Below are 22,393 nucleotides of genomic sequence, written 5' to 3' on the forward strand. Positions count from 1 at the left end.
CGCCCGCGCCTAGGATTCCTGAAGGAAGCATGACGACACGCCGGCCGCCGGCGTGCACCGTCGCGCGCGTTCCGCGGGAGGCCACATGTTGCACACGCACACGCATTCCACCCGGGTCAGCCGGCACCTGAACGCACCGCGCGGGCGCGTCTACCGCGCGCTGCTCGATCCGCACGCGGTCGAGCAGTGGAAGGTGCCCGACGGCATGACGTGCCGCGTGCACGCGTACGATGCGCGCGAAGGCGGCGCGCTGCGCGTGTCGCTGAGCTACGACGCGCCGTCGGCCGACACCGGCAAGACCACCGCGCGCACCGATACCTATCACGGCCGCTTCGTCACGCTCGTGCCGGACGAGCGGATCGTCGAGATCGACGTGTTCGAAACCGACGATCCGATGCTGCGCGGCGCGATGACGATCACCATCACGCTGTCCGACGAAGCCGGCGGCACGCGCGTGGATGCCGTGCACGACGGGGTGCCGCCCGGCGTGCCGGCCGCCGACAACGAAACGGGCTGGCGGATGGCATTGGCGCGGCTGGCCGCGCTGGTGGAAGCCGGGTGACGCCGCGCACGCGCGTCAGCCGAGCCGGTAGGCGCGCGTGACCGTGCCACGGAACAGCGCGTCGCGCTCGTCCCGGCTGGCCTGCGCGGTCAGCCGCTTGAACGCGTTCCAGCCGTTGACGAACGAATACGAGCCCTTGTCGACCGGGAAATTGCTCTCGAACATGCAGCGGCCGGGGCCGAATGCGTCGATGCAGGTCATCATCCACGGCTTCCACGCGTCGGCGAGCTGCACGGAAGACGGCGGCGTCGCGCCCTTCTCGAAATCGAACCCGTTGATGCGCATCCCGAGGCCGCCGACCTTCACGTAAACGTTCGGCAGTTGCGCGAGCGCACGCATCGACGCCGACCAGCGCTCGAACACCTCCGGCCGCTTGTCCGCATAGCTGGCGATCCGCACGACGCCGCCGCAGTGATTGACGACGATCCGCGTGTCGGGGTTTGCCTTCGCGAGGTCGAACAGTTCGGGGAGTTGCGGAAAGAACAGCCACGCGTCGTACGACAGCCCGAGCGGCGCGAGCTGTGCGACGCCGGCCCGGTACGCGGGATCGAGCAGCAGCCCGCGCGGCACCGCCGACAGCGGATTCGCGAGCGTCGGATCGGGATCCCACGTGGTCAGGTGCCGAACGCCGCGGAACCGGCCGCGTCCGGCTTCGAGATGCGCTTCCAGGACGTCGCGCACGCGTGCGCCGAGCCGCAGGTCCGCATGGCCGACGATACCTTTGGCGACGGCCACCGGGCCGTGCTGCAGCGGCTCGGTCACGCCGGCCACGTAGGCCGTCTCGCCCACCGGCTTCAGTTCGGCCGGCCCCGAATCGCGATAGCGCGTCTGCGCCTGCATGTAGACGGACGCCTGGATGTGGTGGCCCGAGCGCGCGTCCTGCAGATAGTCGTCGAGCATGTAAATCCAGCCCGGCCGTTCGTAGAAGTGATGATGCGCGTCGACGATCGGCAGGTCCGGCTCGAGCGCGGGTTCGAGCGCCGACGCGAGCCAGTCGGGGCGGACCGCGAGATAGTTGCCTTGCGTCGTCATGCGGGAAGCTCCATCGTGGGCCGGCGTGTCGGCGCATGCGGGCAGCGCGAACGAGGCCGCGGCCGCGCCGAGCAACCGGCGTCGCTTGATCGAAATCGTATCCATGTCATTCGCTCCGGTCGAACGCGTACAGCGACAGCGTGAGCAGCGTCGTGATCGCCAGCACGATCGCGAGGCCGAGCATGCCGGCCGTGAACGTGCCGAAGCTGTCCTTCAGGTAGCCGACGAGATAGGGGCCCGCGAAGCCGCCGAGCGCGCCGATCGAGTTGATCAGCGCCAGCCCGCCGGCCGCCGCCTGGCCGGACAGGAAGCGCGACGGCAGCGTGTAGAAGATCGTGCGGCCGGCAATCGTGCCGATCAACGCGAACGTGATGCCGACGAGCGCCGGCCCGAGCGTCAGGAAATGCGTCGACACGCCCAGCGCCACCGCGCCGATGCACAGCCCCACGGCCAGGTTCGCGACCGGGCCGCCGCGACGGTCCACCCGCTTCGCCCACCACAGCAGCGCGACCGTCGCGAAGCAGTACGGCACCGCGGACAGCCAGCCCGTCTGCATCGTCGACATGCCGTGCGCCTTCAGCATCTGCGGCAGCCAGATGCCGATCCCGTACGAGCCCATCGTGAAGCCGAACGAGATCAGCGCCAGCACGTACACGCGCACGTCGCGCAACGCGACGCCGAAGCCCTTCTTGCGGCCGGCCGCCGCGCCTTCGCGCTCGAACGCGCGCTGCAGCGCCGCGCGCTCGTCGTCCGACAGCCACGCGGCATGCGCCGGCGAATCGGACAACAGCTTCAGGACGAGGAAACCGAGCGCGCACGCCGGCAGCCCTTCGACGATGAACATCCATTTCCAGCCGGCGAGCCCGAGCACGCCGTCGAGCTGCAGCAGCCACGTCGACAGCGGGCCGCCGATCAGCGACGACAGCGGCGTCGACACGGTGAACCACGCCAGCACGCGCGTGCGGTAGCTCGCCGGAAACCACACGGCGAGAAAGAAGATCACGCCCGGGAAGAAGCCGGCCTCCCCGATGCCGAGCAGCAGCCGGATCGCGTAGAAACTCGTCGGCCCGGTCGCGAGCGCGGTCGCGGCCGCCATCAGCCCCCACGTGATCATGATGCGGGCGAGCCAGCGACGCGCGCCGAAGCGGTACAGCGCGAGATTGCTCGGCACCTCGAACACGCAGTAGCCCGCGAACATGATCCCCGCGCCCCAGCCGAACTGCGTCGCGGTCAGCCCGAGATCGCGGTTCATCGTGAGCGCCGCGAACCCGACGCTCGTGCGATCCAGGTAGTTGAAGAAGTACGCGAGCGCGAGCAGCGGGATGAAGCGCCATGCGGCCTTGCGCACGGCGCGCTGCTCGGCCGACGTGTCGGTCTCGCGGTCGGCGGCGAGCGCCGGGGAAGCGGATGTCATGTTCGTCTCCATGGATACGGCGGTCCTCGTCCGCGCATGGCGCGGCCGGGCTGCCTGTGTTCGTTCGGGGGATCGCGGCCGCGCTACGCGCTCGCCACTTCAGTCGGCGAAGGCGCGCCGCCCGGCCCGTCGCCGTGCGCCGCGTCGTCCGCGCCGCCCCGGCCCGCGACGACGCCGGCGTCGATCAGCGCACGCGCGTCGTCGGGCGTGTAGCCGAGCTCGCCGAGCAGCGCATGCGTGTCCTGGCCGATCACGGGCGGCGCCGAGCGCAGCCGCAGGCGCTCGCCCGCGAGCGTGAGCGGCAGCAGCGCGGTGCGCGTGTCGACCGGCCGCCCGGCGCTGCTCGCGTCGGCCGGCAGCGTCACGGCTTCGAGGCCGCCCGTGGCGCGCAGATGCGGATCGTCGAACAGGTCCTGCGGCTTCGTGATCGGCGCGTACGGCAGACCGGTCGACTCGAAGATCGCGCCGATCTCGGCGGCCGAGTACGACGCCAGCCGCGCTCGCAACGCGGGCAGCAGCCATTCGCGCGCCTGGACGCGCAGGTTGTTGGTCGCGAGGCGCGGATCGTCCTTCAGCGCGGCCAGGCCGAATGCATCGCAGAACAGCGCCCATTGCGTGTCCGACACGACCGCGAGAAAAATCTGTTCGTTGTCCTTGACGGAGAACACGTCATAGACGGCCCACGCGGAAATGCGGCTCGGCATCGGCGACGCGGCCTGCCCCGTCACCGCGAACTGCATCATGTGCTGCGCGACCAGAAACACGTTGTTCTCGAACAGCGCGCTCTGCACCTGCTGGCCGCGGCCCGTGCGCTCGCGCTGCGCGAGCGCGGCCATCGCGCCGATCGCGCCGAACATGCCGCCCATGATGTCGTTCACGCTCGCACCCGCGCGCAGCGGCCGCCCTTCGGGGCCCGTCATGTAGGCGAGGCCGCCCATCATCTGCACGACCTCGTCGAGCGCGGTGCGATGCTCGTACGGGCCCGGCAGGAAGCCCTTGTGCGACACGTACACGAGGCGCGGATTCAGCGCGTGCAGCGACGGATAGCCGAGGCCGAGGCGGTCCAGCGTGCCGCTCTTGAAGTTCTCGCTGAACACGTCCGCCGTGGCGACGAGCCGCAGCACGATCTCCAGCCCGCGCGGATCCTTCACGTCGACCGCGAGACTTTTCTTGTTGCGGTTGAACATCCCGAAGAAGCCCGCGCCGGAACCGCGCAGCGCCCGCGTGCCGTCGCCCGCGATCGGCTCGATCTTGATCACTTCCGCGCCGAGATCCGCGAGCAGCATCCCGCAGGTCGGGCCCATCACCATGTGCGTCATCTCGATCACGCGCACGCCTGCGTACGGCAGCGCCGAGGCCGGTTGGCGTTCGTTCATTGCGCGACTCCCGCCAGGCATCCTTCCGGTTGCGCGGCCGACGGGACACGCCCGTCCGCATAGCGGAAACCCTTCGGCAAACCCGCATCGGGCACGTGGCCGTACAGCGCCTCGGCGGGCAACGCCGCATGCAGGATCGCGCGCGCGGCGAGCAGCGCGTCGACGTCGACCCCCGTGTCGTATCCCATCGCTTCGAGCAGGAACACGAGATCCTCAGTCACGATGTTGCCGGTCGCGCCGGGCGCATACGGGCACCCGCCGAGGCCGCCCTGGCTCGCGTCGATCGTCGTCACGCCCGCGTCGAGCGCCGCGACGACGTTCGCCAGCCCCTGCCCGCGCGTGTTGTGGAAATGCGCGCCGCCCGCCTTGTCGCCGACTTCACGGCGCAGCCGCGTGAACAGCCGGCGCACCTGGGCCGGATTCGCATAACCGCTGGTATCGGACAAGCCGATTTCGTCGACACCGCATTCGGCCATCGCGGCGGCCATCGCGATCGTCTCGTCGTCGCTGACGGCGCCCGCGATCGTGCAGCCGAACGCGACCGACACGCCGGCCTCGATCTGCACCGACGGATACCGCGCATCGCGCAGCGCGACGATCGCGCGCACTTCGTCGATCATCTGCGCGGGCGTCTTGCGGATGTTCGCCAGCGAATGCGCTTCCGTGACCGAGACCGGCAGCGTCAGCTTGTGCACGCCCGCGTCGAATGCCCCTTCGGCACCGCGCAGGTTCGGCGCGAGCGCGGCGACGTGCAGCCCCGGAATCGCCCGCGCATGCGCGACGACTTCGCGCACGTCGGCCATCTGCGGCAACAGCCGGGCCGGCACGAACGACCCCACCTCGATCTCGCGCAGGCCGGCCGCGGCCAGCGCGGTGATCCAGCGCAGCTTGCCGGCCGTCGGCATCACGGCCTTGATGCTCTGCAGCCCATCGCGCGGACCGACCTCGCTGACCAGCACCTTCGGATATTCGGAAACGCTCATTCGACACCTCATCGTTCTATCTGAAAGAACATCATTCTGTTTGACAGAACTTTAGGCGGGCAGCGAACGAGCGGTAAGCGGGGTATACCCGTGAAATCGCGATTTTATGGAACTTGAGTTCTGTCAGACAGAACGATATAGTGGGCCGACCATCATTCGAAGGAAGCAGTCAGTGCCCACGCATCAAGCAGGTCATACCAGCGACACGTCCGATCCGGCGGCCGAAGAAGCATCCAGCGGCGTCGCCGTGCTCGATCGCGCGTTCGCGATCCTCCGTGCGTTCGGCCAGACCGACGACCGGCTGTCGCTCGCCGAGCTGTCGCGCCGCACCGGGCTGTACAAGAGCACGATCCTGCGCCTGCTCGCGGCGCTCGAACACGGCGGCTTCATGCGCAAGCTCGACGACGGCCAGTACGCGATCGGGCACGAGCCGCTGCGGCTCGCCGCGCTGTACCAGCGTTCGTTCCGCGTCGGCCCGGTGATCGAGCCGCTGCTCGAGGCGCTGAGCCGCGAACTCGGCGAAACGGCTTCGTTCTACGTGCGCCAGGGCGACATGCGTTCGGTGCTCTATCGCGTCGAACCGGCCCGCGCCGTGCGCGTGTCGATTCGCGTCGGCGAGGAATTTCCGGTTCGCCAGGGCGCGTCCGGGAAGGTGCTGCTGGCCTTCACCGACACCCACGACGCCCGCTGGGACGACGTGCGCGAACAGCTGTGGGCCGCGTCGTACGGCGAGCGCGACCCCGAGACGGCATCGGCATCCGTGCCCGTGTTCGGCGCGGCCGGCGAATGCGTCGGCGCGCTGACGGTGTCGGGCCCGAAATCGCGGCTCGCCGCCGCGCCGGCGATGGCCGCGGCGCTCGCCATGCTGCTGCCGCTCGCGCAGAAGGCGACCGTCGCGCTCGGCGGCGCGGGCACGCGCTACGACGCGGCCGCCGTGCGCGACAGCCTCGCCCGGCTCGCGTCGTCGGCCGACGACGCTGCACGGTCGTAGGCGATTGCGCACGACAGCGGCGATGCGACGGCACGACGGGCCGCCGCATGCGACACTGGCCGACGATGCACGCCCGGTGTGCCACTCGCATGCACACCGGGCGTATAACCGCCAACCGGACCCGCACGAGGAGACAATCGCGATGAGCGCCGCACGCCCCGCCGCCTGGTATTTCGATTTCGTTTCGCCGTTCGCCTATCTGCAGCAGGAACAGTTCGACCGGTTGCCGCCGGCCGCCGCGTTCGAGCCGCGCCCGATCGTGCTCGGCGCGCTGCTCACGCACTGGGGCCAGAAAGCGCCGGCCGAGATCGCGGCCAAACGCGTCTTCACCTATCGTCACGCGCAATATCGCGCGGACAAGCTCGGCATCGCGTTCCGGATGCCGCCCGCGCACCCGTTCAACCCGATCAGGCCGCTGCGCCTCGCGATCGCGATGGGCAGTTCGCGCGACGCGATCCGGCGGATCTTCCGGCACATCTGGCGCGACGGCCACGACGTATCGACGCCCGACGGCTTCGCGGCGCTATGCGAAGCCGTCGGCTTTCCGGAAGGCGTGACGGCCGTCGAGGCACAGCCGGTCAAGGACGCGCTGCGCGCGAACACCGATCGGGCGATCGCCGACGGCGTATTCGGCGTGCCGACCTTCGCGCTCGACGGCGACCTGTTCTGGGGCGAGGACGCGACCGACATGTTCGTCGACTGCGCGACGTCGCGCGCGTGGCTCGACTCGCCCGAGGTGCGCCGCATCAGCGCGCTGCCGGAAGGCATCCGGCGCGGCTGACGGCACGGCCGCCATCGCGCGCCTGCGCGATCATGCCTCGCGCCCTTCGACGAGCGTCGGCACGGCCTCGCGCATCATCGCGACGAACCGCACGAGCCGCGACGGATAGAACTGCGCGTGCGGATAGGTCAGATAGACGGGCAGCGGCGCGGCCTGCCACTCGGGCGCGAGATGCACGAGCTCGCCGCGCGCGAGATGGCCGGCCAGCATCCATGACGAGCCGACACACGCACCGACGCCCAGCAGCGCCGCGCTACGCAGCGCATACAGGTTCGCGGTCGTGATGCGCGGCCGGATCGCGATGCGTCGCGTGTCGCCGGTGACCGCGTGCGTCAGCGCGAGTTCGTTGCGGTAGTAGGTGCGCAACGCGAGCCACGGCAGCCCGGCCAGCGCGTCGGGGTCGCCCGGTAGATCGGCGCCGTTCAGCACCGACGGCGCGGCGACCACGAAGCGCGGCACCTTCGTCAGCCGGATCGCGACCACGCCGGGATCGGTCGGCTCGCCGACCTGGATCGCGCAATCGATGCCGCTGCCGACGAAATCGCGCACCTCGTCCTGCAGCAGCCACTCGACCGACACGCGCGGGTAGTCGCGCAGGAACTGCGCGAGCGGCGCGACGAAACGTTCCTGCCCGAACGCGTGCGGCACCGCGACGCGCAGCAGCCCGTCGGGCTCCTCCTGCGCGCCGCGCAAATCGGCCTCGAACGCCGCCCAGTTCGCCAGCAGCTCCTTCGCCCGCTTGAGGCAACGCTCGCCGTCGACGGTCAGCCGCATCGTATGCGTCGTCCGTTGCAGCAGCCGCATGCCGAGCGACCGTTCGAGCGCCTGCAGCCGCCGGCTGATGGTCGGCTGCGTCGTATGCAGTTGCGCAGCGGCCGCCGACAGGCTGCCGGCCTCGACTATGCGCACGAACGTTTCCATCAGCTCGAAACGATAGCCGGCACCGTCCACCGGCACGGCCTGAATGCGCTGAGACCCGCCAGCGGCGGGAGAAGCAGAAGATTTTTCGGTCATTCGTGCAGCGTATAACAAATCTGCGCGAGGCGGCACTACCGTGGCCGGCCGCGTACCGCCACACTCGCGTCCATCCCGTTATCCAACCGAGGATGCACACCATGTCCACCCCGACCCGTCTCGACGCCGCGCCCCGTGTGGCGCACGCCCCGGCCCATCCGGCCGCCCATTCGATGCCCGATCGCCGCCTCGTGCTGCTGCTCGCGGCCGCCGCCGGCCTCGCCGTCGCCCCGCTCTACTACGCGCAGCCGATGCTCGGCGCGCTCGGGCCCGATCTCGGCGCATCGGCGCGCGCGATCGGCTTCGTGCCGACGCTCACGCAACTCGGCTATGCGCTCGGCATCCTGCTGCTCGCGCCGCTCGGCGACCGCTTCGACCGGCGCCGCGTGATCGTGACCAAGGCTGCCGCGCTGGTCGTCGCGCTGCTGCTCGCCGCGATCGCGCCGTCTCTCGGGCTGCTGCTCGCGGCGAGTTTCGCGATCGGCCTCGCCGCGACGATGGCGCAGGACGTCGTGCCGGCCGCCGCGACGCTCGCGCACGACACGCATCGCGGCCGCATCGTCGGCACGGTGATGACGGGGCTGCTGCTCGGCATCCTGCTGTCGCGCGTCGTGGCCGGCTTCATCGCCGAAACGGCCGGCTGGCGCGCGATGTTCGCGCTCGCGGCCGTCAGCGTCGCGGTAATCGGCTGGGTGGCCGCGCGCGGGCTGCCGCGCTTCGAGCCGACCACGCGGCTGCCGTACCGCGCGCTGATCGCCTCGCTCGGCGCGCTGTGGCGCGATCATCCGGCTCTGCGTCGCGCCGCGCTCGCGCAGGGACTGCTTGCCATCGGCTTCAGCGCATTCTGGTCGACGCTCGCGGTGATGCTGCACGGCGCGCCGTTCCATCTCGGCAGCGCGGCTGCCGGCGCATTCGGCCTCGCGGGCGCCGCCGGCGCGCTGGCCGCGCCGATCGCCGGACGCCTGGCCGACCACCACGGCCCCGAGCGCGTCACGCGCATCGGTATCGGCATCGCGACGCTGTCGTTCGCATCGATGGCCGCCGCGCCGCTGATGTCGCCGCATGCGCAGCTCGTCCTGCTCGCGCTCGCGACGATCGGCTTCGATCTCGGCGTGCAGGCGACGCTGATCGCGCACCAGGCCATCGTCTACCGGATCGATCCCGCGTCGCGCAGCCGCCTCAACGCGGTGCTGTTCGTCGGGATGTTCATCGGGATGGCGGCCGGCGCCGCGATCGGCAGTTTGTTGCTCGCGCAACTGGGCTGGAATGCCGTGACCGCGCTGGCCGTCGCGACGTCGCTGGCCGCGCTCGCGGTGCGGATCTGGCGCAACTGACATCCGCCGTCGCGAGGACGAGGCGGGCAGGCCCACGGGCTTGCCCGCCTTTTCTTTTATTTTCGATCGGCGCATGCATGATGCTGCGCGGCCCGGCAGATTCGGACGCACCGACGCGCGCATTCGTTCATTCGGTGCAAGATCCGCATCCGCCTGACGAATTAGCCAGTTCAACCGATTAATTTTTGCAACAGCGGTGCACGCCTGCACGCAAACGTCGGACGATTCGCCCCTGCCGCACCGCGCGGCGCGTTGCCATCCGACCCCATCGCACAACCCCGTTTTATCAGGGGATTCCCGGTATTTTTTCGCATTTTCTTCGAAATAACGGCTGACATACTGGCCCCCGTTGCGCTCCGGTGCGAGCGCGCTTTCCGATCCTGCCGGCCGCCTGTCATGCGCTGCGCGTCCGCCCGGGTCGCCCGGAACATGAACGATTTCGACACCTCGATCCAGATCTTCCTCACCCACGTGACGTTCGGCCCGCTGATGAATCACGCGATTCGCGTGATTGCCGGCCTGTACACGTTCAAGGGCTTCGTGCTCATTCCCGTGCTGTGCTGGCTGTGGTTCCAGCCAGGCCCGAACCGCGACCGGCAACGCGAGCTGGTCGTCGCGACGATCGCGAGCGGGCTCGTCGCGCTCGCGATCGGCCGGGTGCTCGCCCAGGTGCTGCCGTTCCGCGTGCGGCCGATCTACAACCCCGATCTCCACCTGCACTTCCCGTCGGCCGGACTGCGCGCGGCGACGCTGCAGGCATGGAGTTCGTTTCCGAGCGATCACGCGATGCTGTGGATGGCGATCGCGACCGGTATCTTCATCATCGCGCGCCGCATCGGCATCGTCGCGCTGCTGTATTCGGTCGTCTTCATCTGCCTGCCGCGCGCGTATCTCGGCTTCCACTACCCGACCGACCTGATCGCGGGCGCCGCGATCGGCATCGCGATCGCGTGGCTGCTGACGCGCGACGCGATCCGGTCGCGCTTCGCGCCGCAGGTGCTGGAGACGATCCGGCGCTTCCCCGCGCCGGCCTATACGCTCGCGTTCCTGCTGTGCTTCGAGTTGATCACGCAGTTCGACGAACTGCTGACGCTCGCGCAGTCGGTCACGCAGACGATGTGACGGGCCGGTGCCGCGATGCTGCCCCTGCTGCTGTCGTTCCGTCGCCCCGGCATGCGCTGCCGGCCCTGCGCGGCAGCGGCGCGCCGCGCGCCGGCCGCGCACGTCAGTCGCGATCGGGCGCGCCGAGCGGGAAGAACGCGCGAAACGGCCGCGCCTCGTCGACCGCCCGCGCAAACGACGGCCGCGCGAGCAGACGCTTGCGGTACGCGATCACGTTCGCGAACCGCGGATCGATCCGGTGCGTCCAGTCCGCGTAGAACAGGAACGGCGCCGCGCCGCAATCGGCGAGGCTGAAATGATCGCCGGCCGCCCATTCGCGATCGGCCATCTTCTGGTCCAGCCACGCATACGACGTATCGAGCATCGCGCGCGCATCGGCGACGCCGCGTGCATCGCGTTCGCCTTCCCGGCGCAACGCGTCGTGCACGACCTTCTGCTGCGGCGTCGACACGTAGTTGTCGAAGAAGCGATCCATCATCCGCACCTCGAGCGCGGCGTGCGGATCGTCGGGCAAGAGGCGCACGGGGCCCGGATGGTTCAGGCCGAGATACTCGATGATGATCGACGCCTCGATCACCGTGCGGCCCGCCTCGACCAGCACCGGAAAGCGCTTCAGCGGCCACAGCGCGGTCAGTTCCTGCATCGGCTTCGGATCGTCGTGCGCGAGCAGGCGATACTCGAACGGCGTGCCGTTCTCGTACAGCGCGGTCAGCACCTTCTGGCAGTAGGACGAAAAGGGATGGGCGTAAAGCGTCGGCATCATCGCGCGGCCTCTCTGGGTGGTGGGCGCCGCGTCGTGCGGCGCCACGTGGTCGGATACCTGGACGACGAACGGCGCCGGGCCGTTTCGACATCGGTCCGGCATTTTTTTCGGCTTCGGATCGCTACGACCGGCCGTCCATCACGACGCGCCCCTCGGCGCGCCAGCGCAGCATCCCGCCACCGAGATTCGCGACCGCGTCGAAGCCGGCCTTCAACAGGATCACGGTGGCCTGCGCGGAGCGCCCGCCGGCCCGGCACACGGTCACGACCGGCCGGTCGCGCGCGATCTCGCCGGCGCGTGCGGCCAGTTCGCCGAGCGGAATCGGCATCGCGCCGGGCAGGTGGCCGAGCGGGCCCGTGAATTCGTCCGGCTCGCGCACGTCGACGACCTGCACGGCCGGCAGATGATCCTCGAGCCACTGCGGATCGATCTCCCAGAACCCGGCGAACGTATAGACGAGGGGTGCCCAATCGGGCGCCGCCTGGGCATCGGGCGCGTTCGCGGCGACCCCGCATTGGAGGTTCGCCGGCACCGCGACGTCGATCTGGCGCGGGTGCGCGAGCCCGAGGTTGCGCATGTAGCCCGCGAAATCGTCCTCGCTGAGGTCGCCGCCGAGGCGCGGATTGAAACGCCGCTCCTCGCCGACGCTCGTCACGGTGAGCCCGCGATAGTCGTGCGCCGGATAGAGCAGGCAGGCGGCCGGCAGCGTGAAGAGCCGGCCGTGCACCGCGCGATACAGCGCGCGCGGGTCGCCCTGCTGGAAGTCGGTGCGGCCGGTGCCGCGGATCAGCAGGCAATCGCCGGTGAACGCCATCGATTCGTCGTCGAGCACGAGGCTGATGCAGCCGCTCGTGTGGCCGGGCGTCGCGCGCACGGTCAGGTAACGCGCGCCGAACGCACAGCGGTCGCCGTCGTTCAGGTAGCGGTCGGCGCCCTGCGCGCCGCTCGCGGCCGAGATCGCGATCGCACTGCCCGTGCGCTGTTTCAGCAGCCACGCGCCTGTCACGTGATCGGCATGCACGTGCGTGTCGACGGTCGCGACGAGCCGCAGCCCGAGTTCGTCGAGCAGCGCCGCGTCGCGGCGCACCTGCTCGAACACCGGGTCGATCAGCAGCGCTTCGCGCGACGCGCGGTCGGCGAGCAGATACGTGTAAGTCGACGATTGCGGATCGAAAAGTTGCCGGAAGATCATCGCTCGGGTTCTCCGTCGCCGGTGCTTCGGTGAGGTGGGGGCGGGCCTGCGTGCCGCACATCGTCGTCCGGCACCGGCGTCGGCATGATGACATCGCCGTCGCGCGAGCGGCATCGCGCGCGTTGCGTTTCGCCCTCCCTACAGCGTAGATCAAAATGCATGCGCCGCCGGGGTACGGTGCGCGGCGACCGATTCCGAAGACGAATCGCACACGCCGGGACGATTCGCCACGCCCGGATGGTTGCGCGCACTGCCTTACACTACGGCCTGTTTTCGTCACAGTTCACAGGAATGCCACCGACATGTCGATGACGATCGATCCGAAGCAGGCCGCCGCGCTGCTGGCCGTCGCCGACACCGGCAGCTTCGAGCAGGCGGCCGTGCGCCTGCACGTGACCGCGTCCGCCGTCACGCAGCGGGTCCGCGCGCTGGAAGCCAGCCTCGGCACGCCGCTCGTGCTGCGCACGCGGCCATGCCGACCGACGGTGGCCGGCCAGCGCGTGCTGCAGCATCTGCGCCGCGTCGCGCTGCTGCAGGCCGACCTGCAAAGCACGCTCGCGACCGAGCGCGAATCGCCGATCTCGGTGACGATCGCGCTGAATTCCGACAGCCTCGGCACGTGGTTCCTGCCCGCGCTGACATCCGTGCTCGCGGGCGAGCGCATCCTGTTCGAGCTGATCGTCGAGGATCAGGACCATACGTTCGCGCTGCTCGAAAGCGGGATGGCGGTCGGCTGCGTGACGACCGAACCGAAGCCGATGCGCGGCTGCATCGCGACGCCGCTCGGCACGATGCGCTACCGGCTGCTCGCGGCCGCCGCGTTCGCGGTGCGCTGGTTCCCGCGCGGGCTGAACCGCACGAGCGCGCGCAAGGCGCCCGTCGTCGCGTATTCACGGCGCGACACGCTGCAGTCGTCGTTCCTGAAGGAAAAGTTCGGGCTGCCGGACGGCGCGTACCCGTGCCACTACGTGCCCGGCACCCACTCGCACTTCGCGGCGGTGCGGCACGGGCTCGGCTACGCGATGGTGCCGGAGCCGCTGATCGGCGCGACGCCGCTCGATGCGCAAGGGCTCGTCGATCTCGCGCCCGCGCATCCGACCGATGTCACGCTGTACTGGCACGCGTGGACCGTGCAGTCGCCGACGATGGCGTCGCTGTCGGCGCGCGTCGTCGAAGCGGCGCGCCGATTGCTCGCGCCGCTGCCGACATGACCTGAGGCGGCGCGCTGGCGACGAAGCCGGCTCGCGGCCGTTACGCGCGCCGCTGCGAGAAGTAGTCGCTGACCGCGCCGAGGAAGGTATCGATATCCGCGCGCGACACGTCGCAGTGCGTGACGAAGCGCGACGCATACAACATCTGCGTGAGAATCCCGCGCGCCTTGAGCCACGCCTCGAGCGGCGCGCAATCGGCTTCGGGAAATTGCGCGAACACCATGTTCGTCGCATGCGACAGCACCTTCACCGCGTCGATGCGCGCGAGGCCTGCCGCGAGATGCGCGGCATTCGCGTGATCGTCCGCGAGCCGCTCGACGTTGTGGTCGAGCGCATACAGGCACGCCGCCGCGAGAATGCCCGACTGCCGCATCCCGCCGCCCAGCACCTTGCGCCAGCGCTGCGCACGTTCGATCAGCGCACGGCTGCCGACCAGCACCGAGCCGACCGGCGCGCCGAGCCCTTTCGAGAAGCAGATCGACACGGTGTCGAACGGCGCGCACAGCTCGGCGATCGGGCGCCCCGACGCGACGGCCGCGTTGCACACGCGCGCGCCGTCGAGGTGCGCGGACAGCCCGCGGCTGCGCGCGAACGCGACGGCTTCCTGCACATAACCGTCCGGCAACACCTGGCCGCCGATCGTGTTCTCGAGCGCGAGCAGGCGCGTGCGGGCAAAGTGATTGTCGAGCGGCTTGATCGCCGCGGCGATCTTCGCGAGCGGCAGCGTGCCGTCCGGCGCATTCTCGATCGGCTGCGGCTGGATGCTGCCGAGCACGGCCGCGCCGCCGCCTTCGTACTTGTAGGTGTGCGCGAGCTGGCCGACGATGTACTCGTCGCCCCGCTCGCAATGCGACATCAGCGCGGCCAGGTTGCTCTGCGTGCCGCTCGGGAAGAACAGGCCGGCTTCCTTGCCCGCGCGCTCGGCCGTCACCGCCTGCAGGCGCAGCACGGTCGGGTCGTCGCCCCACACGTCGTCGCCGGTCTCGGCGGCAGTCATGGCGGCCAGCATTGCCTGGCTCGGACGTGTCACGGTATCGCTGCGTAAATCGATCATCGCTATGCCCTGAGTAAACGCGGGCCGGCATCGCTGCGTCCGGCCCTGCCGAAACGAGACTCAGAGTGTACGCAATTCACGCAGCGCGTGCCGCCCGTCGAGCGGCAATCGCATGGTCAGTATCGCGGCGGCGGCGGCTGGACGCCGGCCGGCGGCATCGGCGGCGCCGCGCGCGGCGCGCCGCCGTATCCGCCGCCGCCATACCCGCCGCCACTGCCGCCGCTCATTCCGCCCGGCACCGGCACGCGATTGCCCGTTGCGTACATGCATTGCAGATACGCGTAGTCGTAGCGGCGCTGGACGTCGTAGGCCGAGCCCTGCGCGGCGCCCGCGCCGACGACACTGCCCGCGAGCAGTCCCGCGCCGGCGCCCACGGCCGCACCGGTGCCGCCGTTGAACGCGGCGCCGGCCGCCGCGCCGAGCGCGGTGCCGACGGCGGCGCTGCCGACCGCGCTGGCGGTCGACGCCTGCCCGGCGCTCACGCCGCCCGATTGCTCGAACGCGTACTGGCGGCAACTGCCGTCATCGGCGCGGAACTGGTCGAACGACTTGCCGGTGCCCGGCAGCGCCATCACGCTCGGCCCGGTCGGCAGGTACGCGCATGCGCCGAGGCAGCCGGCCAGCGCCAGCGCGGCCGGCACGCGCAAGAATCGAAATGCGGATGTCATCGTCGCGCCTCCGTCACTGCGGCCGCGCCGGCACCGATCGCCAGCCCGACTTGCAGGTCTTCACATACGGGTAGTAGTGCTTCGACGCGTCGCAGTAATACCAGAGGTTCGCGTCGCCGTTGTCCTGCGGCTGGCCCTTCTCGACATATTCGGGCGGCGGCGGCGGATCGACCGGTACCGCGACGACGGGCGGCGGGTAGTAGTAAGGCGCGGGGACGACAGGGTAGTAATACGGGTAGCCGAAGCCGGGGCCGACATAGACCCCGACCCGGGCGGCATGCGCGACGCCGCCCGTCGCGAGCGCCACCGCGGCTGCCGCGCCCAGCGCGAGCTTCAATCCATTCACGTCACGTTCTCCAGCAGGCCGGTTCGCCGATACGAACCCGACACCCGAAACGCTACGCCGCGCGCGATCCGGCATCCATTACGGCCGGCCGCGCCAATGTTGCGCGGCGTTACCCGTGTGACAGCCGCTCCCGGCACCGCCCCGCCGCCACGGCCGCGTGCATTACGCGCTAACGCGCCGAAACGGATCGGCTGCCTCGCGCGCCGCGCACGGGCTGCCCGCCGCGCCGTTTCCGGACGATCGAACCCGTTCCGATGACGCGGCGCGCCATATTGACGCACGTGCGTCAGACCGCCACGCCATGGTCGTGCGCACCGCGAACAGGCTTCTTGATACGAATCAACGATTTATCCCGACATCGCGCGCGGCGGGCTGGACATCTGCGACGAGTTGGCGCATTTCGCGGTGCAACATCGCGACGCATACTCCAGCCAACCCCGACGCCTGTCCGCCGGGGTCCGCCGGCACCCGCCGGCGGGTATCGTCAGCTTCGGTCATCTGGTATGGACACCGCACTTTCGGCCCTCGATCTGGCCCGCCTGCAATTCGCGTTCACCGTCTCCTTTCACATCGTCTTTCCGGCACTGAGCATCGGCCTCGCCAGCTTCATCGCCGTGCTCGAATACCGCTGGCTCAAGACCGGCAAGCAGTACTACAAGACCCTCTGTCTGTTCTGGTCGAAGATCTTCGCGGTCGCGTTCGGAATGGGCGTCGTCTCCGGCGTCGTGATGAGCTACCAGTTCGGCACGAACTGGTCGGGCTTCTCGAGCTTCGCCGGCGCCGTCACCGGGCCGCTGCTGATGTACGAGGTCATGACCGCGTTCTTCCTGGAAGCCGGCTTCCTCGGCATCATGCTGTTCGGCTGGAACCGCGTGAGCCCGCGCGCGCACTTCGGCGCGACGCTGATGGTCGCGATCGGCACGCTGATCTCGACGTTCTGGATCCTCGCGTCGAACAGCTGGATGCAGACGCCGCAGGGCTTCGAGATCGTCGACGGCCGCGTCGTGCCGACCGACTGGTTCGCGATCATCTTCAATCCGTCGTTCCCGTACCGCCTGTTCCACATGGCGATCGCCGCGTTCATCGTCGCGGCGCTGGTGGTGGCCGCGACGGGCGCGTGGCACCTGCTGAAGGGGCGCCGCGACAAGGGCGTGAAGAAGATGTTCTCGATGGCGCTGTGGCTGCTGCTCGTGCTCGCGCCGCTGCAGGCCGTGATCGGCGACCAGCACGGCATCAACACGCTGAAGCACCAGCCCGCGAAGATCGCCGCGATCGAAGGGCTGTGGGAAACCGAAAAGGGCGGCACGGCGCTCAACCTGTTCGGCATCCCGGACATGAAGGCGGAAACGACGCGCTACGCGGTGCAGGTGCCGCACCTCGGCAGCCTGATCCTCACGCACAGCTGGGACGGCGAAATCCGCGGGCTGAAGGAGTTCCCGCCGGAAGACCGCCCGAACTCGACGGTCGTGTTCTGGAGCTTCCGGATCATGGTCGGCCTCGGCTTCGCGATGATCGGCCTCGCGGCGCTCGCTTGGCTCCTGCGCCGCCGCGGCCGCCTGTATGAATCGAAGGGGTTCCAGCGCTTCGCGCTCGTGATGGGCCCGACCGGTTTCGTGTCGCTGCTCGCGGGCTGGGTGACGACCGAAGCGGGCCGCCAGCCGTGGGTCGTGTACGGCGTGATGCGTACCGCGCAGGCCGTGTCGCCGCTGTCGGTGCAGCAGGTCAGCCTGTCGATGATGACGTTCGTGATCGTGTACTTCCTCGTGTTCGGCACCGGCGTGTACTACATGCTCAAGCTGATGAAGGCCGGCCCCGCACTGCCCGACGTGAAGCACGACGACACGCCCGACACGCGCCCCGATCACACCGCGCGCCGCCCGATGTCGGCCGTCGACGAGCTGATCGAGACCGTCTGAGCCCACCCCATCCGCATACGAGAAAATCTATGGACGTCACCGTAATCTGGGCCGCGATCATCGCATTGGGGCTCTTCATGTACGTCGTGCTCGACGGCTTCGACCTCGGCATCGGCATCGTCTTCCCGTTCTTCCCGGACGAGAAGGAACGCGACCTGATGATGAACACGGTCGCCCCCGTATGGGACGGCAACGAGACGTGGCTCGTGCTCGGCGGCGCGGGGCTGTTCGCGGTGTTCCCGATCGTCTATTCGACCGTGCTGTCCGCGCTGTACCTGCCGCTGATCTTCATGCTGGTGTGCCTGATCTTTCGCGGCGTGTCGTTCGAGATCCGCGCGAAGGCGCGCCGCACGAAGCAGCTGTGGGATCTCGCGTTCATCGGCGGCTCGGCCGGCGCGACGCTGTTCCAGGGCATCGCGCTCGGCGCGTTCCTGCAGGGCATCAACGTGAAGGACGGCGTGTTCGCCGGCGACGCGTTCGACTGGCTCACGCCGTTCAGCCTGCTGACGGGCCTCGGCCTGATCGTCACCTATGCGCTGCTCGGCTGCTGCTGGCTCGTCGCGAAGACCGAAGGCGACCTGCAGCGCCGCCTGCATCGCGTCGTGTGGCCGCTGACCGTCGTGCTGCTCGGCTTCATCGCGGTCGTCAGCCTGTGGACGCCGCTGCAGGATCCGGCCATCGCGCAGCGCTGGTTCGACTCGGGGCTGTTCTGGCGCCTGCTGCCGGTGCCGTTCCTGGTCGCCGGATGCGCGGTGTGGATGCGCCGCGCGGTACGCGACCGGCACGACATGACGCCGTTCGTGCTCGCGCTGGCGCTGGTGCTGCTCGGCTATGTCGGCCTGCTCGTCACGCTGTTCCCGTATGCGATTCCTCAGACGATGACGATCTGGGAAGCGGCGGCGCCGCGTTCGAGCCAGACCTTCACGCTGGTCGGCGCAGCGGTTATCCTCCCGATCATCATCGCCTACACGACGATGGGTTACTGGGTATTCCGAGGCAAGGTGCGCCATGAAGACCAGCATTACTACCACCACTGATTCCGCCGATCGCCCGCCCGAGGCGCCACGGCCGCGGATGCGCGGCTGGATGTGGTTCGTCGTGCTGTGGGCGGGCGGCGTGATCGGCGCCGTCACGCTCGGTTATGCGTTCAAGATCTTCATGAACCTGACGCTGTTCGCCGTGAAGTAAGCCAGGCGGCCGCCCCGGTCGAACGACGGTCGGGGCGGCCGTTTTTTCGTTGTCGTTGGCGGTCGCGGCTTCGAGCCGGTCACCGCTCGCACGACGTCGTGCACATCGCCTTGTCCATCGCGCTGAAGAAGGCCCGGTAGTAATCGGGCTCGACGACGGTCTTCATCCGCGAATCGCCGTTGCTGTCCCATACCGTGCGGTCGAAACGCGCGCGCACGATCGCGTCGCGCGCCGGCGTCACGCGAACCGCGACGACGGCGGCCACGCGCTCGTGATCCGGTTTGGCCGGCAAGCCGCCGATCCTCGCCTTCAGCGCGCCGCGCAGCAGTTGCCGCCACTTCGGAACCAGCGTGTCGCTGCGGCCGCCTTCGATCAGCCCCATATCGCGGTCGACCGTCACCGGCGCATAGCCCTGCGCGCGCAGCACGGCCGCCGCCGCGTCGAGCGTGCGCGCCTGCGTCGCCCCCGCATAACGACGATCGCTCATCATGCGCAGCGTCTGCTGTTCGCTGTCCGTCAGGTCGACTTCGGTCTGGCTGGCGCTGTAGCGCACCAACGATCCGCCGCTGCCGATCTGACGTTCGTTTTGCGGCTTCGCCGCGCACCCGGCCAGCAGCCCGGCGCAGGCGAGCGCCAGCACACCGCGACCGCGCACCGGCGGCACCGCCGCCACGCGGCGCACCGCGCGCCGCGCCGTGCGGCGGTCGAGAAGGCGGCGAATTCCTGTTGATCGGCAATCGGGGGGCGCTATGATCGTCATCGCGGTTTTCTCCTGTCGGCGTCATCTTAGGGACGCGCCACAGCCGCGACAAACGACATTTTCAGACTCACTGTGTAGCTTTTCTTCGCGATCTCACGATGCGCCGATTGCCGCCCCTGAACGCGCTGCGCAGCTTCGAAGCCGCCGGCCGCCTGCAGAGCCTCACCCTCGCCGCCGAGGAACTGAACGTGACCCAGAGCGCGATCGCGCAGCAGATCCGCGTGCTCGAATCGTTCTTCGGACAGAAGCTGTTCGAACGCGACGGGCGTTCGCTGCGGCTCACGCCGCGCGCGCGGCATTACCTCGTCGACGTCGCGAGCTGCCTCGGCCGGCTCGCGCAGGCGACCGGGCAGATGTTCGAGCCCGTCGGCGGCCATGCGATCCGGGTCAATGCCTCGGTGTCGTTCGCGCATGGATGGTTGCTGACGCAACTGGCCGCGTTCCAGGCCGCGCATCCCGATATCGACGTACAACTCGTCACGAACGCCGATGCCGAGCGCGACCAGATCGACGAAACGTGCGACATCGTGATCCGCCGGTACACGCCGGAGCTCCGCCGCAAGGGCTTCGTGTCGCGCCCGCTGCTCGCGAACGTCGCGCTCCCCGTGTGTGCGCCCGGCCATCCGGTGCTCGAACGGGCGCGCGTGCCGGCGGACCTGCGCAACGCGCCGCTGCTCCACTACGCCGGGCTGCCGCAAGCGTGGCAATACTGGTTCCACCAGGCCGGCACGGACGTCACCGAAACGCTGCGCGGGCCGTTCTATCGCGAGTTCTTCCTGTTGATCCAGGCGGCCGCGAGCGGGCTCGGCGTGTGCCTCGCGCCACGCGCCGTGGTGCGCGACGCGCTCGCGAGCGGCCGGCTGGTTGCCCTGTTTCCGGAAGTGCACCTGGAAGGGCCGCCGTTTCATTGCCTGTATCGCAACGACGGCGATCCGGCGCTGCGCACGTTCGTCGACTGGCTGTTCGCCCGAGCCGAGGAACTGGACGGCCCGCCGCCGCGGTAACGGACGGCGATGCCCGCGTCACCGCCGCTCGCGCAACGCCGCGTCGATCTTGCGGTCGGTCTTGTACTGACTCAACGCATACACCGACCAGATCGCGGCCGGCAGCCAGCCGATGATCGTGATTTGCAGGACCAGGCAGATGATCCCGGCGATCGGGCGGCCGATCGTGAAAAACTGGAACCACGGCAGCAGCAGGGCAAGCAGAAGGCGCATGAACGATCCTCTCGGTGCGTCGTTGAACGGGTGATGCGCAGCCAATATGACGGGTGGCGCCCGTCATTTCAAGCCCGTGCCCGGCGCCCCATCGGCGCTACGCCGAATCCGCCAGCCACTGCGCGACGCGCGCGACGAGCGCGTCCGCTTCGTCGAAGCACTCGACGCCCGCTACCTGCGGCGCACCGCAGATCGTGAATACCGGCTTGCCCCACTGCAACCCGAGCGCGATTTCGGACAGCGTGCCGAGCCCGCCGCCGACTGCGATCAGGCACAGCGACGCACGCGCGACCAGCGCATTGCGCGTGATGCCGAGCCCGGTCGGCAGCGCGACGCTCAGGTAGGGATTCGCCAGCGTCGCATCGTCCTCGGGCAACAGCCCGATCGCGCAGCCGCCGGCCGCATGCGCGCCGCGCGCGGCGGCCTCCATCACGCCCTGCTTGCCGCCGCCGACGAGCGCCACGCCCGTCGACGCCACCGCGTGCGCGATCCGTTCCGCGACGCGCATCTGCTCGTCGGTCGCGTCGCGCGGGCCGATCAGGCCCGCCGGCATCCGGTGCCGGCGCGCGCCGCGTTGCCGCTGCGCCAGCCGCGCGAGCGCGTCGCGCGCCGGTTCGGACCACGCGCATTCAATGACGTCGTTGGCGAACAAGGCCTTCTCCCAGTGCCAGAACGCAGGTACAGATGGCCGTCAGCACGATCGACAGCACGGCTGCCTGCGAAAAATCGGTTTGCCCGTCCGACAGCTTCAGGTACATCAGCAGCGGCAGGATGTTGATCTGCGTGCCGGCCAGCGCGATCGCCGTGCCGTAGGTGCCGAGCGCGATCGCGGTGACGAGGCACCAGGCGGACGCGACGGACGGCCACAGCTCGCGCCACGCGACGTCGAGCCACGCGCGCCACGGCCGCGCGCCGAGCGTCAGCGCGGCGTCGAGCGGCCGCCGGTCGAGATTCGCGAGCGCCGGGTAGATCATCAGCGCGACGCGCGGAATCAGGTAGTACGCGTAGGCGAACGCGAGCCCCGGCATCGTGTAGATCGCGCCGCCGACCACGGTCGGATCGGCGCCCAGCGCGGCCAGCAGCGTGGTCACGAAGCCCGCGCGGCCGAACGCGAGGATGAAGCCGTACGCGATCACCAGCCCGGAGAACGCGAGCGGCACGCCGAGCAGCGCGAGCGACCAATGGCGGCGGGCCGGCGACTGCCCGGCCAGCGCGAACGCGACCGGCACGCCGACGCCGACCGACAGCGTGCCGGCGCTCATCGCCAGCGCGAGCGAGCGCGCGATCGCGTCGGCGACGAGCGGATCGCGCCACACCGCCGCGAACGCACGGCCGCCGCCGTCGAACGCGGCGCCGACCAGCGCGGCCAGCGGCAGCACGAAGCACACCGCGAGCAAGGCCGCGGCGGGCAGCGCGCCGAAGCGGCGCAGCACGCCGCGCGCCGGTAAGGAGGCCTGCATTCCGTGCCC

The 22,393-nt window shown here is 69.7% G+C and carries 24 protein-coding genes; 10 read left to right on the top strand and 14 right to left on the bottom strand.

Features of this window, described 5'->3' with window-relative positions:
• Window positions 1–85 precede the first annotated feature (85 nt).
• Window positions 86–562, top strand: a complete 477-nt coding sequence (locus WJ12_RS33210; RefSeq protein WP_034187710.1) for an SRPBCC family protein — start codon at window positions 86–88, stop codon at window positions 560–562.
• Between the two features lie 15 nt (window positions 563–577).
• Here the strand turns inward: WJ12_RS33210 and WJ12_RS33215 are convergent, their stop codons facing one another.
• From WJ12_RS33215 to WJ12_RS33230, 4 genes are all read right to left on the bottom strand, one after another.
• Window positions 578–1,699, bottom strand: a complete 1,122-nt coding sequence (locus WJ12_RS33215) for an amidohydrolase family protein (protein ID WP_059559065.1) — start codon at window positions 1,697–1,699, stop codon at window positions 578–580.
• A gap of 1 nt (window position 1,700) precedes the next feature.
• On the bottom strand, window positions 1,701–3,008 hold the full coding sequence (locus WJ12_RS33220) for an MFS transporter (protein ID WP_034187708.1): 1,308 nt from the start codon (window positions 3,006–3,008) through the stop codon (window positions 1,701–1,703).
• An 83-nt stretch (window positions 3,009–3,091) separates the two neighbouring features.
• Window positions 3,092–4,384 (bottom strand): CaiB/BaiF CoA transferase family protein, encoded by a 1,293-nt coding sequence (locus WJ12_RS33225; protein ID WP_059559068.1) that lies wholly within the window; start codon window positions 4,382–4,384, stop codon window positions 3,092–3,094.
• A complete protein-coding gene (locus WJ12_RS33230) occupies window positions 4,381–5,367 on the bottom strand; it encodes a hydroxymethylglutaryl-CoA lyase (protein WP_034187706.1) in 987 nt (328 codons plus the stop codon). The genes WJ12_RS33225 and WJ12_RS33230 overlap by 4 nt, the downstream gene beginning before the upstream one ends.
• 247 nt (window positions 5,368–5,614) lie before the next feature.
• Here WJ12_RS33230 and WJ12_RS33235 point away from each other — a divergent pair, with 247 nt between their 5' ends.
• Together WJ12_RS33235 and WJ12_RS33240 are read left to right on the top strand one after the other, a co-directional pair.
• Window positions 5,615–6,358, top strand: coding sequence for an IclR family transcriptional regulator (locus tag WJ12_RS33235; protein WP_404823865.1), 744 nt, complete (start codon window positions 5,615–5,617; stop codon window positions 6,356–6,358).
• 142 nt (window positions 6,359–6,500) lie between these two features.
• On the top strand, window positions 6,501–7,139 hold the full coding sequence (locus WJ12_RS33240; RefSeq protein ID WP_034187704.1) for a 2-hydroxychromene-2-carboxylate isomerase: 639 nt from the start codon (window positions 6,501–6,503) through the stop codon (window positions 7,137–7,139).
• 30 nt (window positions 7,140–7,169) lie between these two features.
• On the opposite strand, the gene WJ12_RS33245 is transcribed toward WJ12_RS33240, so the two are convergent.
• Entirely contained in the window at window positions 7,170–8,153 is a 984-nt protein-coding gene (locus tag WJ12_RS33245; RefSeq protein ID WP_034187703.1) for a LysR family transcriptional regulator, read from the bottom strand.
• A 101-nt stretch (window positions 8,154–8,254) separates the two neighbouring features.
• Here WJ12_RS33245 and WJ12_RS33250 point away from each other — a divergent pair, with 101 nt between their 5' ends.
• A complete protein-coding gene (locus tag WJ12_RS33250) occupies window positions 8,255–9,487 on the top strand; it encodes an MFS transporter (RefSeq protein WP_059559070.1) in 1,233 nt (410 codons plus the stop codon).
• 429 nt (window positions 9,488–9,916) lie between these two features.
• Complete coding sequence (locus WJ12_RS33255) at window positions 9,917–10,609, top strand: phosphatase PAP2 family protein (RefSeq protein ID WP_034187701.1); 693 nt, start codon at window positions 9,917–9,919, stop codon at window positions 10,607–10,609.
• 103 nt (window positions 10,610–10,712) lie between these two features.
• Here WJ12_RS33255 and WJ12_RS33260 read toward each other — a convergent pair whose 3' ends face one another.
• Together WJ12_RS33260 and WJ12_RS33265 are read right to left on the bottom strand one after the other, a co-directional pair.
• Entirely contained in the window at window positions 10,713–11,372 is a 660-nt protein-coding gene (locus WJ12_RS33260; RefSeq protein WP_034187855.1) for a glutathione S-transferase family protein, read from the bottom strand.
• Between the two features lie 121 nt (window positions 11,373–11,493).
• The gene (locus WJ12_RS33265) at window positions 11,494–12,564 is read right to left on the bottom strand and encodes an MBL fold metallo-hydrolase (protein ID WP_059559073.1); all 1,071 of its coding nucleotides are present in this window, start codon (window positions 12,562–12,564) and stop codon (window positions 11,494–11,496) included.
• Window positions 12,565–12,866: 302 nt separating this feature from the next.
• On the opposite strand from WJ12_RS33265, the gene WJ12_RS33270 reads away from it, so the two are divergent.
• The gene (locus WJ12_RS33270; protein ID WP_049028996.1) at window positions 12,867–13,775 is read left to right on the top strand and encodes an HTH-type transcriptional regulator ArgP; all 909 of its coding nucleotides are present in this window, start codon (window positions 12,867–12,869) and stop codon (window positions 13,773–13,775) included.
• Between the two features lie 40 nt (window positions 13,776–13,815).
• On the opposite strand, the gene ltaE is transcribed toward WJ12_RS33270, so the two are convergent.
• From ltaE to WJ12_RS33285, 3 genes are all read right to left on the bottom strand, one after another.
• Window positions 13,816–14,829, bottom strand: a complete 1,014-nt coding sequence (gene ltaE, locus WJ12_RS33275) for a low-specificity L-threonine aldolase (RefSeq protein WP_059559074.1) — start codon at window positions 14,827–14,829, stop codon at window positions 13,816–13,818.
• A 116-nt stretch (window positions 14,830–14,945) separates the two neighbouring features.
• On the bottom strand, window positions 14,946–15,497 hold the full coding sequence (locus WJ12_RS33280) for a YMGG-like glycine zipper-containing protein (protein WP_059559076.1): 552 nt from the start codon (window positions 15,495–15,497) through the stop codon (window positions 14,946–14,948).
• Window positions 15,498–15,510: 13 nt separating this feature from the next.
• Window positions 15,511–15,843 (bottom strand): hypothetical protein, encoded by a 333-nt coding sequence (locus tag WJ12_RS33285; protein ID WP_049033456.1) that lies wholly within the window; start codon window positions 15,841–15,843, stop codon window positions 15,511–15,513.
• Window positions 15,844–16,346: 503 nt separating this feature from the next.
• On the opposite strand from WJ12_RS33285, the gene WJ12_RS33290 reads away from it, so the two are divergent.
• From WJ12_RS33290 to WJ12_RS33300, 3 genes are read left to right on the top strand one after another with little or no spacing between them, the layout of a single operon-like run.
• Complete coding sequence (locus tag WJ12_RS33290; RefSeq protein ID WP_059559079.1) at window positions 16,347–17,759, top strand: cytochrome ubiquinol oxidase subunit I; 1,413 nt, start codon at window positions 16,347–16,349, stop codon at window positions 17,757–17,759.
• A 29-nt stretch (window positions 17,760–17,788) separates the two neighbouring features.
• On the top strand, window positions 17,789–18,796 hold the full coding sequence (gene cydB, locus WJ12_RS33295; RefSeq protein ID WP_034187693.1) for a cytochrome d ubiquinol oxidase subunit II: 1,008 nt from the start codon (window positions 17,789–17,791) through the stop codon (window positions 18,794–18,796).
• The gene (locus WJ12_RS33300) at window positions 18,768–18,947 is read left to right on the top strand and encodes a hypothetical protein (RefSeq protein WP_034187692.1); all 180 of its coding nucleotides are present in this window, start codon (window positions 18,768–18,770) and stop codon (window positions 18,945–18,947) included. Before cydB ends, WJ12_RS33300 begins: the two co-directional genes overlap by 29 nt.
• A gap of 79 nt (window positions 18,948–19,026) precedes the next feature.
• Here WJ12_RS33300 and WJ12_RS33305 read toward each other — a convergent pair whose 3' ends face one another.
• Window positions 19,027–19,602, bottom strand: coding sequence for a hypothetical protein (locus WJ12_RS33305; protein ID WP_226103991.1), 576 nt, complete (start codon window positions 19,600–19,602; stop codon window positions 19,027–19,029).
• Window positions 19,603–19,805: 203 nt separating this feature from the next.
• Here WJ12_RS33305 and WJ12_RS33310 point away from each other — a divergent pair, with 203 nt between their 5' ends.
• Window positions 19,806–20,711 (top strand): LysR substrate-binding domain-containing protein, encoded by a 906-nt coding sequence (locus WJ12_RS33310; RefSeq protein ID WP_034187690.1) that lies wholly within the window; start codon window positions 19,806–19,808, stop codon window positions 20,709–20,711.
• A gap of 18 nt (window positions 20,712–20,729) precedes the next feature.
• On the opposite strand, the gene WJ12_RS33315 is transcribed toward WJ12_RS33310, so the two are convergent.
• The 3 genes from WJ12_RS33315 to WJ12_RS33325 all read right to left on the bottom strand — a co-directional run bounded on the left by WJ12_RS33315 (window position 20,730) and on the right by WJ12_RS33325 (window position 22,384).
• Window positions 20,730–20,924 carry a YqaE/Pmp3 family membrane protein gene (locus tag WJ12_RS33315; RefSeq protein ID WP_034187689.1) on the bottom strand — a complete coding sequence of 65 codons (195 nt, stop codon included), beginning with the start codon at window positions 20,922–20,924 and terminating at the stop codon, window positions 20,730–20,732.
• Window positions 20,925–21,021: 97 nt separating this feature from the next.
• A complete protein-coding gene (locus WJ12_RS33320; RefSeq protein WP_124608557.1) occupies window positions 21,022–21,477 on the bottom strand; it encodes a TIGR00725 family protein in 456 nt (151 codons plus the stop codon).
• Window positions 21,478–21,553: 76 nt separating this feature from the next.
• Entirely contained in the window at window positions 21,554–22,384 is an 831-nt protein-coding gene (locus tag WJ12_RS33325) for an ABC transporter permease (RefSeq protein ID WP_059559086.1), read from the bottom strand.
• Between the last annotated feature and the right edge of the window lie 9 nt (window positions 22,385–22,393).

The sequence above is a fragment of the Burkholderia seminalis genome, assembly GCF_001718535.1.
GTDB classification, from domain to species: Bacteria; Pseudomonadota; Gammaproteobacteria; order Burkholderiales; family Burkholderiaceae; genus Burkholderia; species Burkholderia seminalis.

Coding starts and splice junctions, on each gene's coding strand:
- WJ12_RS33210 (WP_034187710.1), top strand. CDS start 86: ATGTTGCACACGCACACGCATTCCACCCGGGTCAGCCGGCACCTGAAC.
- WJ12_RS33215 (WP_059559065.1), bottom strand. CDS start 1,699: ATGGATACGATTTCGATCAAGCGACGCCGGTTGCTCGGCGCGGCCGCG.
- WJ12_RS33220 (WP_034187708.1), bottom strand. CDS start 3,008: ATGACATCCGCTTCCCCGGCGCTCGCCGCCGACCGCGAGACCGACACG.
- WJ12_RS33225 (WP_059559068.1), bottom strand. CDS start 4,384: ATGAACGAACGCCAACCGGCCTCGGCGCTGCCGTACGCAGGCGTGCGC.
- WJ12_RS33230 (WP_034187706.1), bottom strand. CDS start 5,367: ATGAGCGTTTCCGAATATCCGAAGGTGCTGGTCAGCGAGGTCGGTCCG.
- WJ12_RS33240 (WP_034187704.1), top strand. CDS start 6,501: ATGAGCGCCGCACGCCCCGCCGCCTGGTATTTCGATTTCGTTTCGCCG.
- WJ12_RS33245 (WP_034187703.1), bottom strand. CDS start 8,153: ATGACCGAAAAATCTTCTGCTTCTCCCGCCGCTGGCGGGTCTCAGCGC.
- WJ12_RS33250 (WP_059559070.1), top strand. CDS start 8,255: ATGTCCACCCCGACCCGTCTCGACGCCGCGCCCCGTGTGGCGCACGCC.
- WJ12_RS33255 (WP_034187701.1), top strand. CDS start 9,917: ATGAACGATTTCGACACCTCGATCCAGATCTTCCTCACCCACGTGACG.
- WJ12_RS33260 (WP_034187855.1), bottom strand. CDS start 11,372: ATGATGCCGACGCTTTACGCCCATCCCTTTTCGTCCTACTGCCAGAAG.
- WJ12_RS33265 (WP_059559073.1), bottom strand. CDS start 12,564: ATGATCTTCCGGCAACTTTTCGATCCGCAATCGTCGACTTACACGTAT.
- WJ12_RS33270 (WP_049028996.1), top strand. CDS start 12,867: ATGTCGATGACGATCGATCCGAAGCAGGCCGCCGCGCTGCTGGCCGTC.
- ltaE (WP_059559074.1), bottom strand. CDS start 14,829: ATGATCGATTTACGCAGCGATACCGTGACACGTCCGAGCCAGGCAATG.
- WJ12_RS33280 (WP_059559076.1), bottom strand. CDS start 15,497: ATGACATCCGCATTTCGATTCTTGCGCGTGCCGGCCGCGCTGGCGCTG.
- WJ12_RS33290 (WP_059559079.1), top strand. CDS start 16,347: ATGGACACCGCACTTTCGGCCCTCGATCTGGCCCGCCTGCAATTCGCG.
- cydB (WP_034187693.1), top strand. CDS start 17,789: ATGGACGTCACCGTAATCTGGGCCGCGATCATCGCATTGGGGCTCTTC.
- WJ12_RS33300 (WP_034187692.1), top strand. CDS start 18,768: ATGAAGACCAGCATTACTACCACCACTGATTCCGCCGATCGCCCGCCC.
- WJ12_RS33310 (WP_034187690.1), top strand. CDS start 19,806: ATGCGCCGATTGCCGCCCCTGAACGCGCTGCGCAGCTTCGAAGCCGCC.
- WJ12_RS33315 (WP_034187689.1), bottom strand. CDS start 20,924: ATGCGCCTTCTGCTTGCCCTGCTGCTGCCGTGGTTCCAGTTTTTCACG.
- WJ12_RS33320 (WP_124608557.1), bottom strand. CDS start 21,477: ATGCCGGCGGGCCTGATCGGCCCGCGCGACGCGACCGACGAGCAGATG.
- WJ12_RS33325 (WP_059559086.1), bottom strand. CDS start 22,384: ATGCAGGCCTCCTTACCGGCGCGCGGCGTGCTGCGCCGCTTCGGCGCG.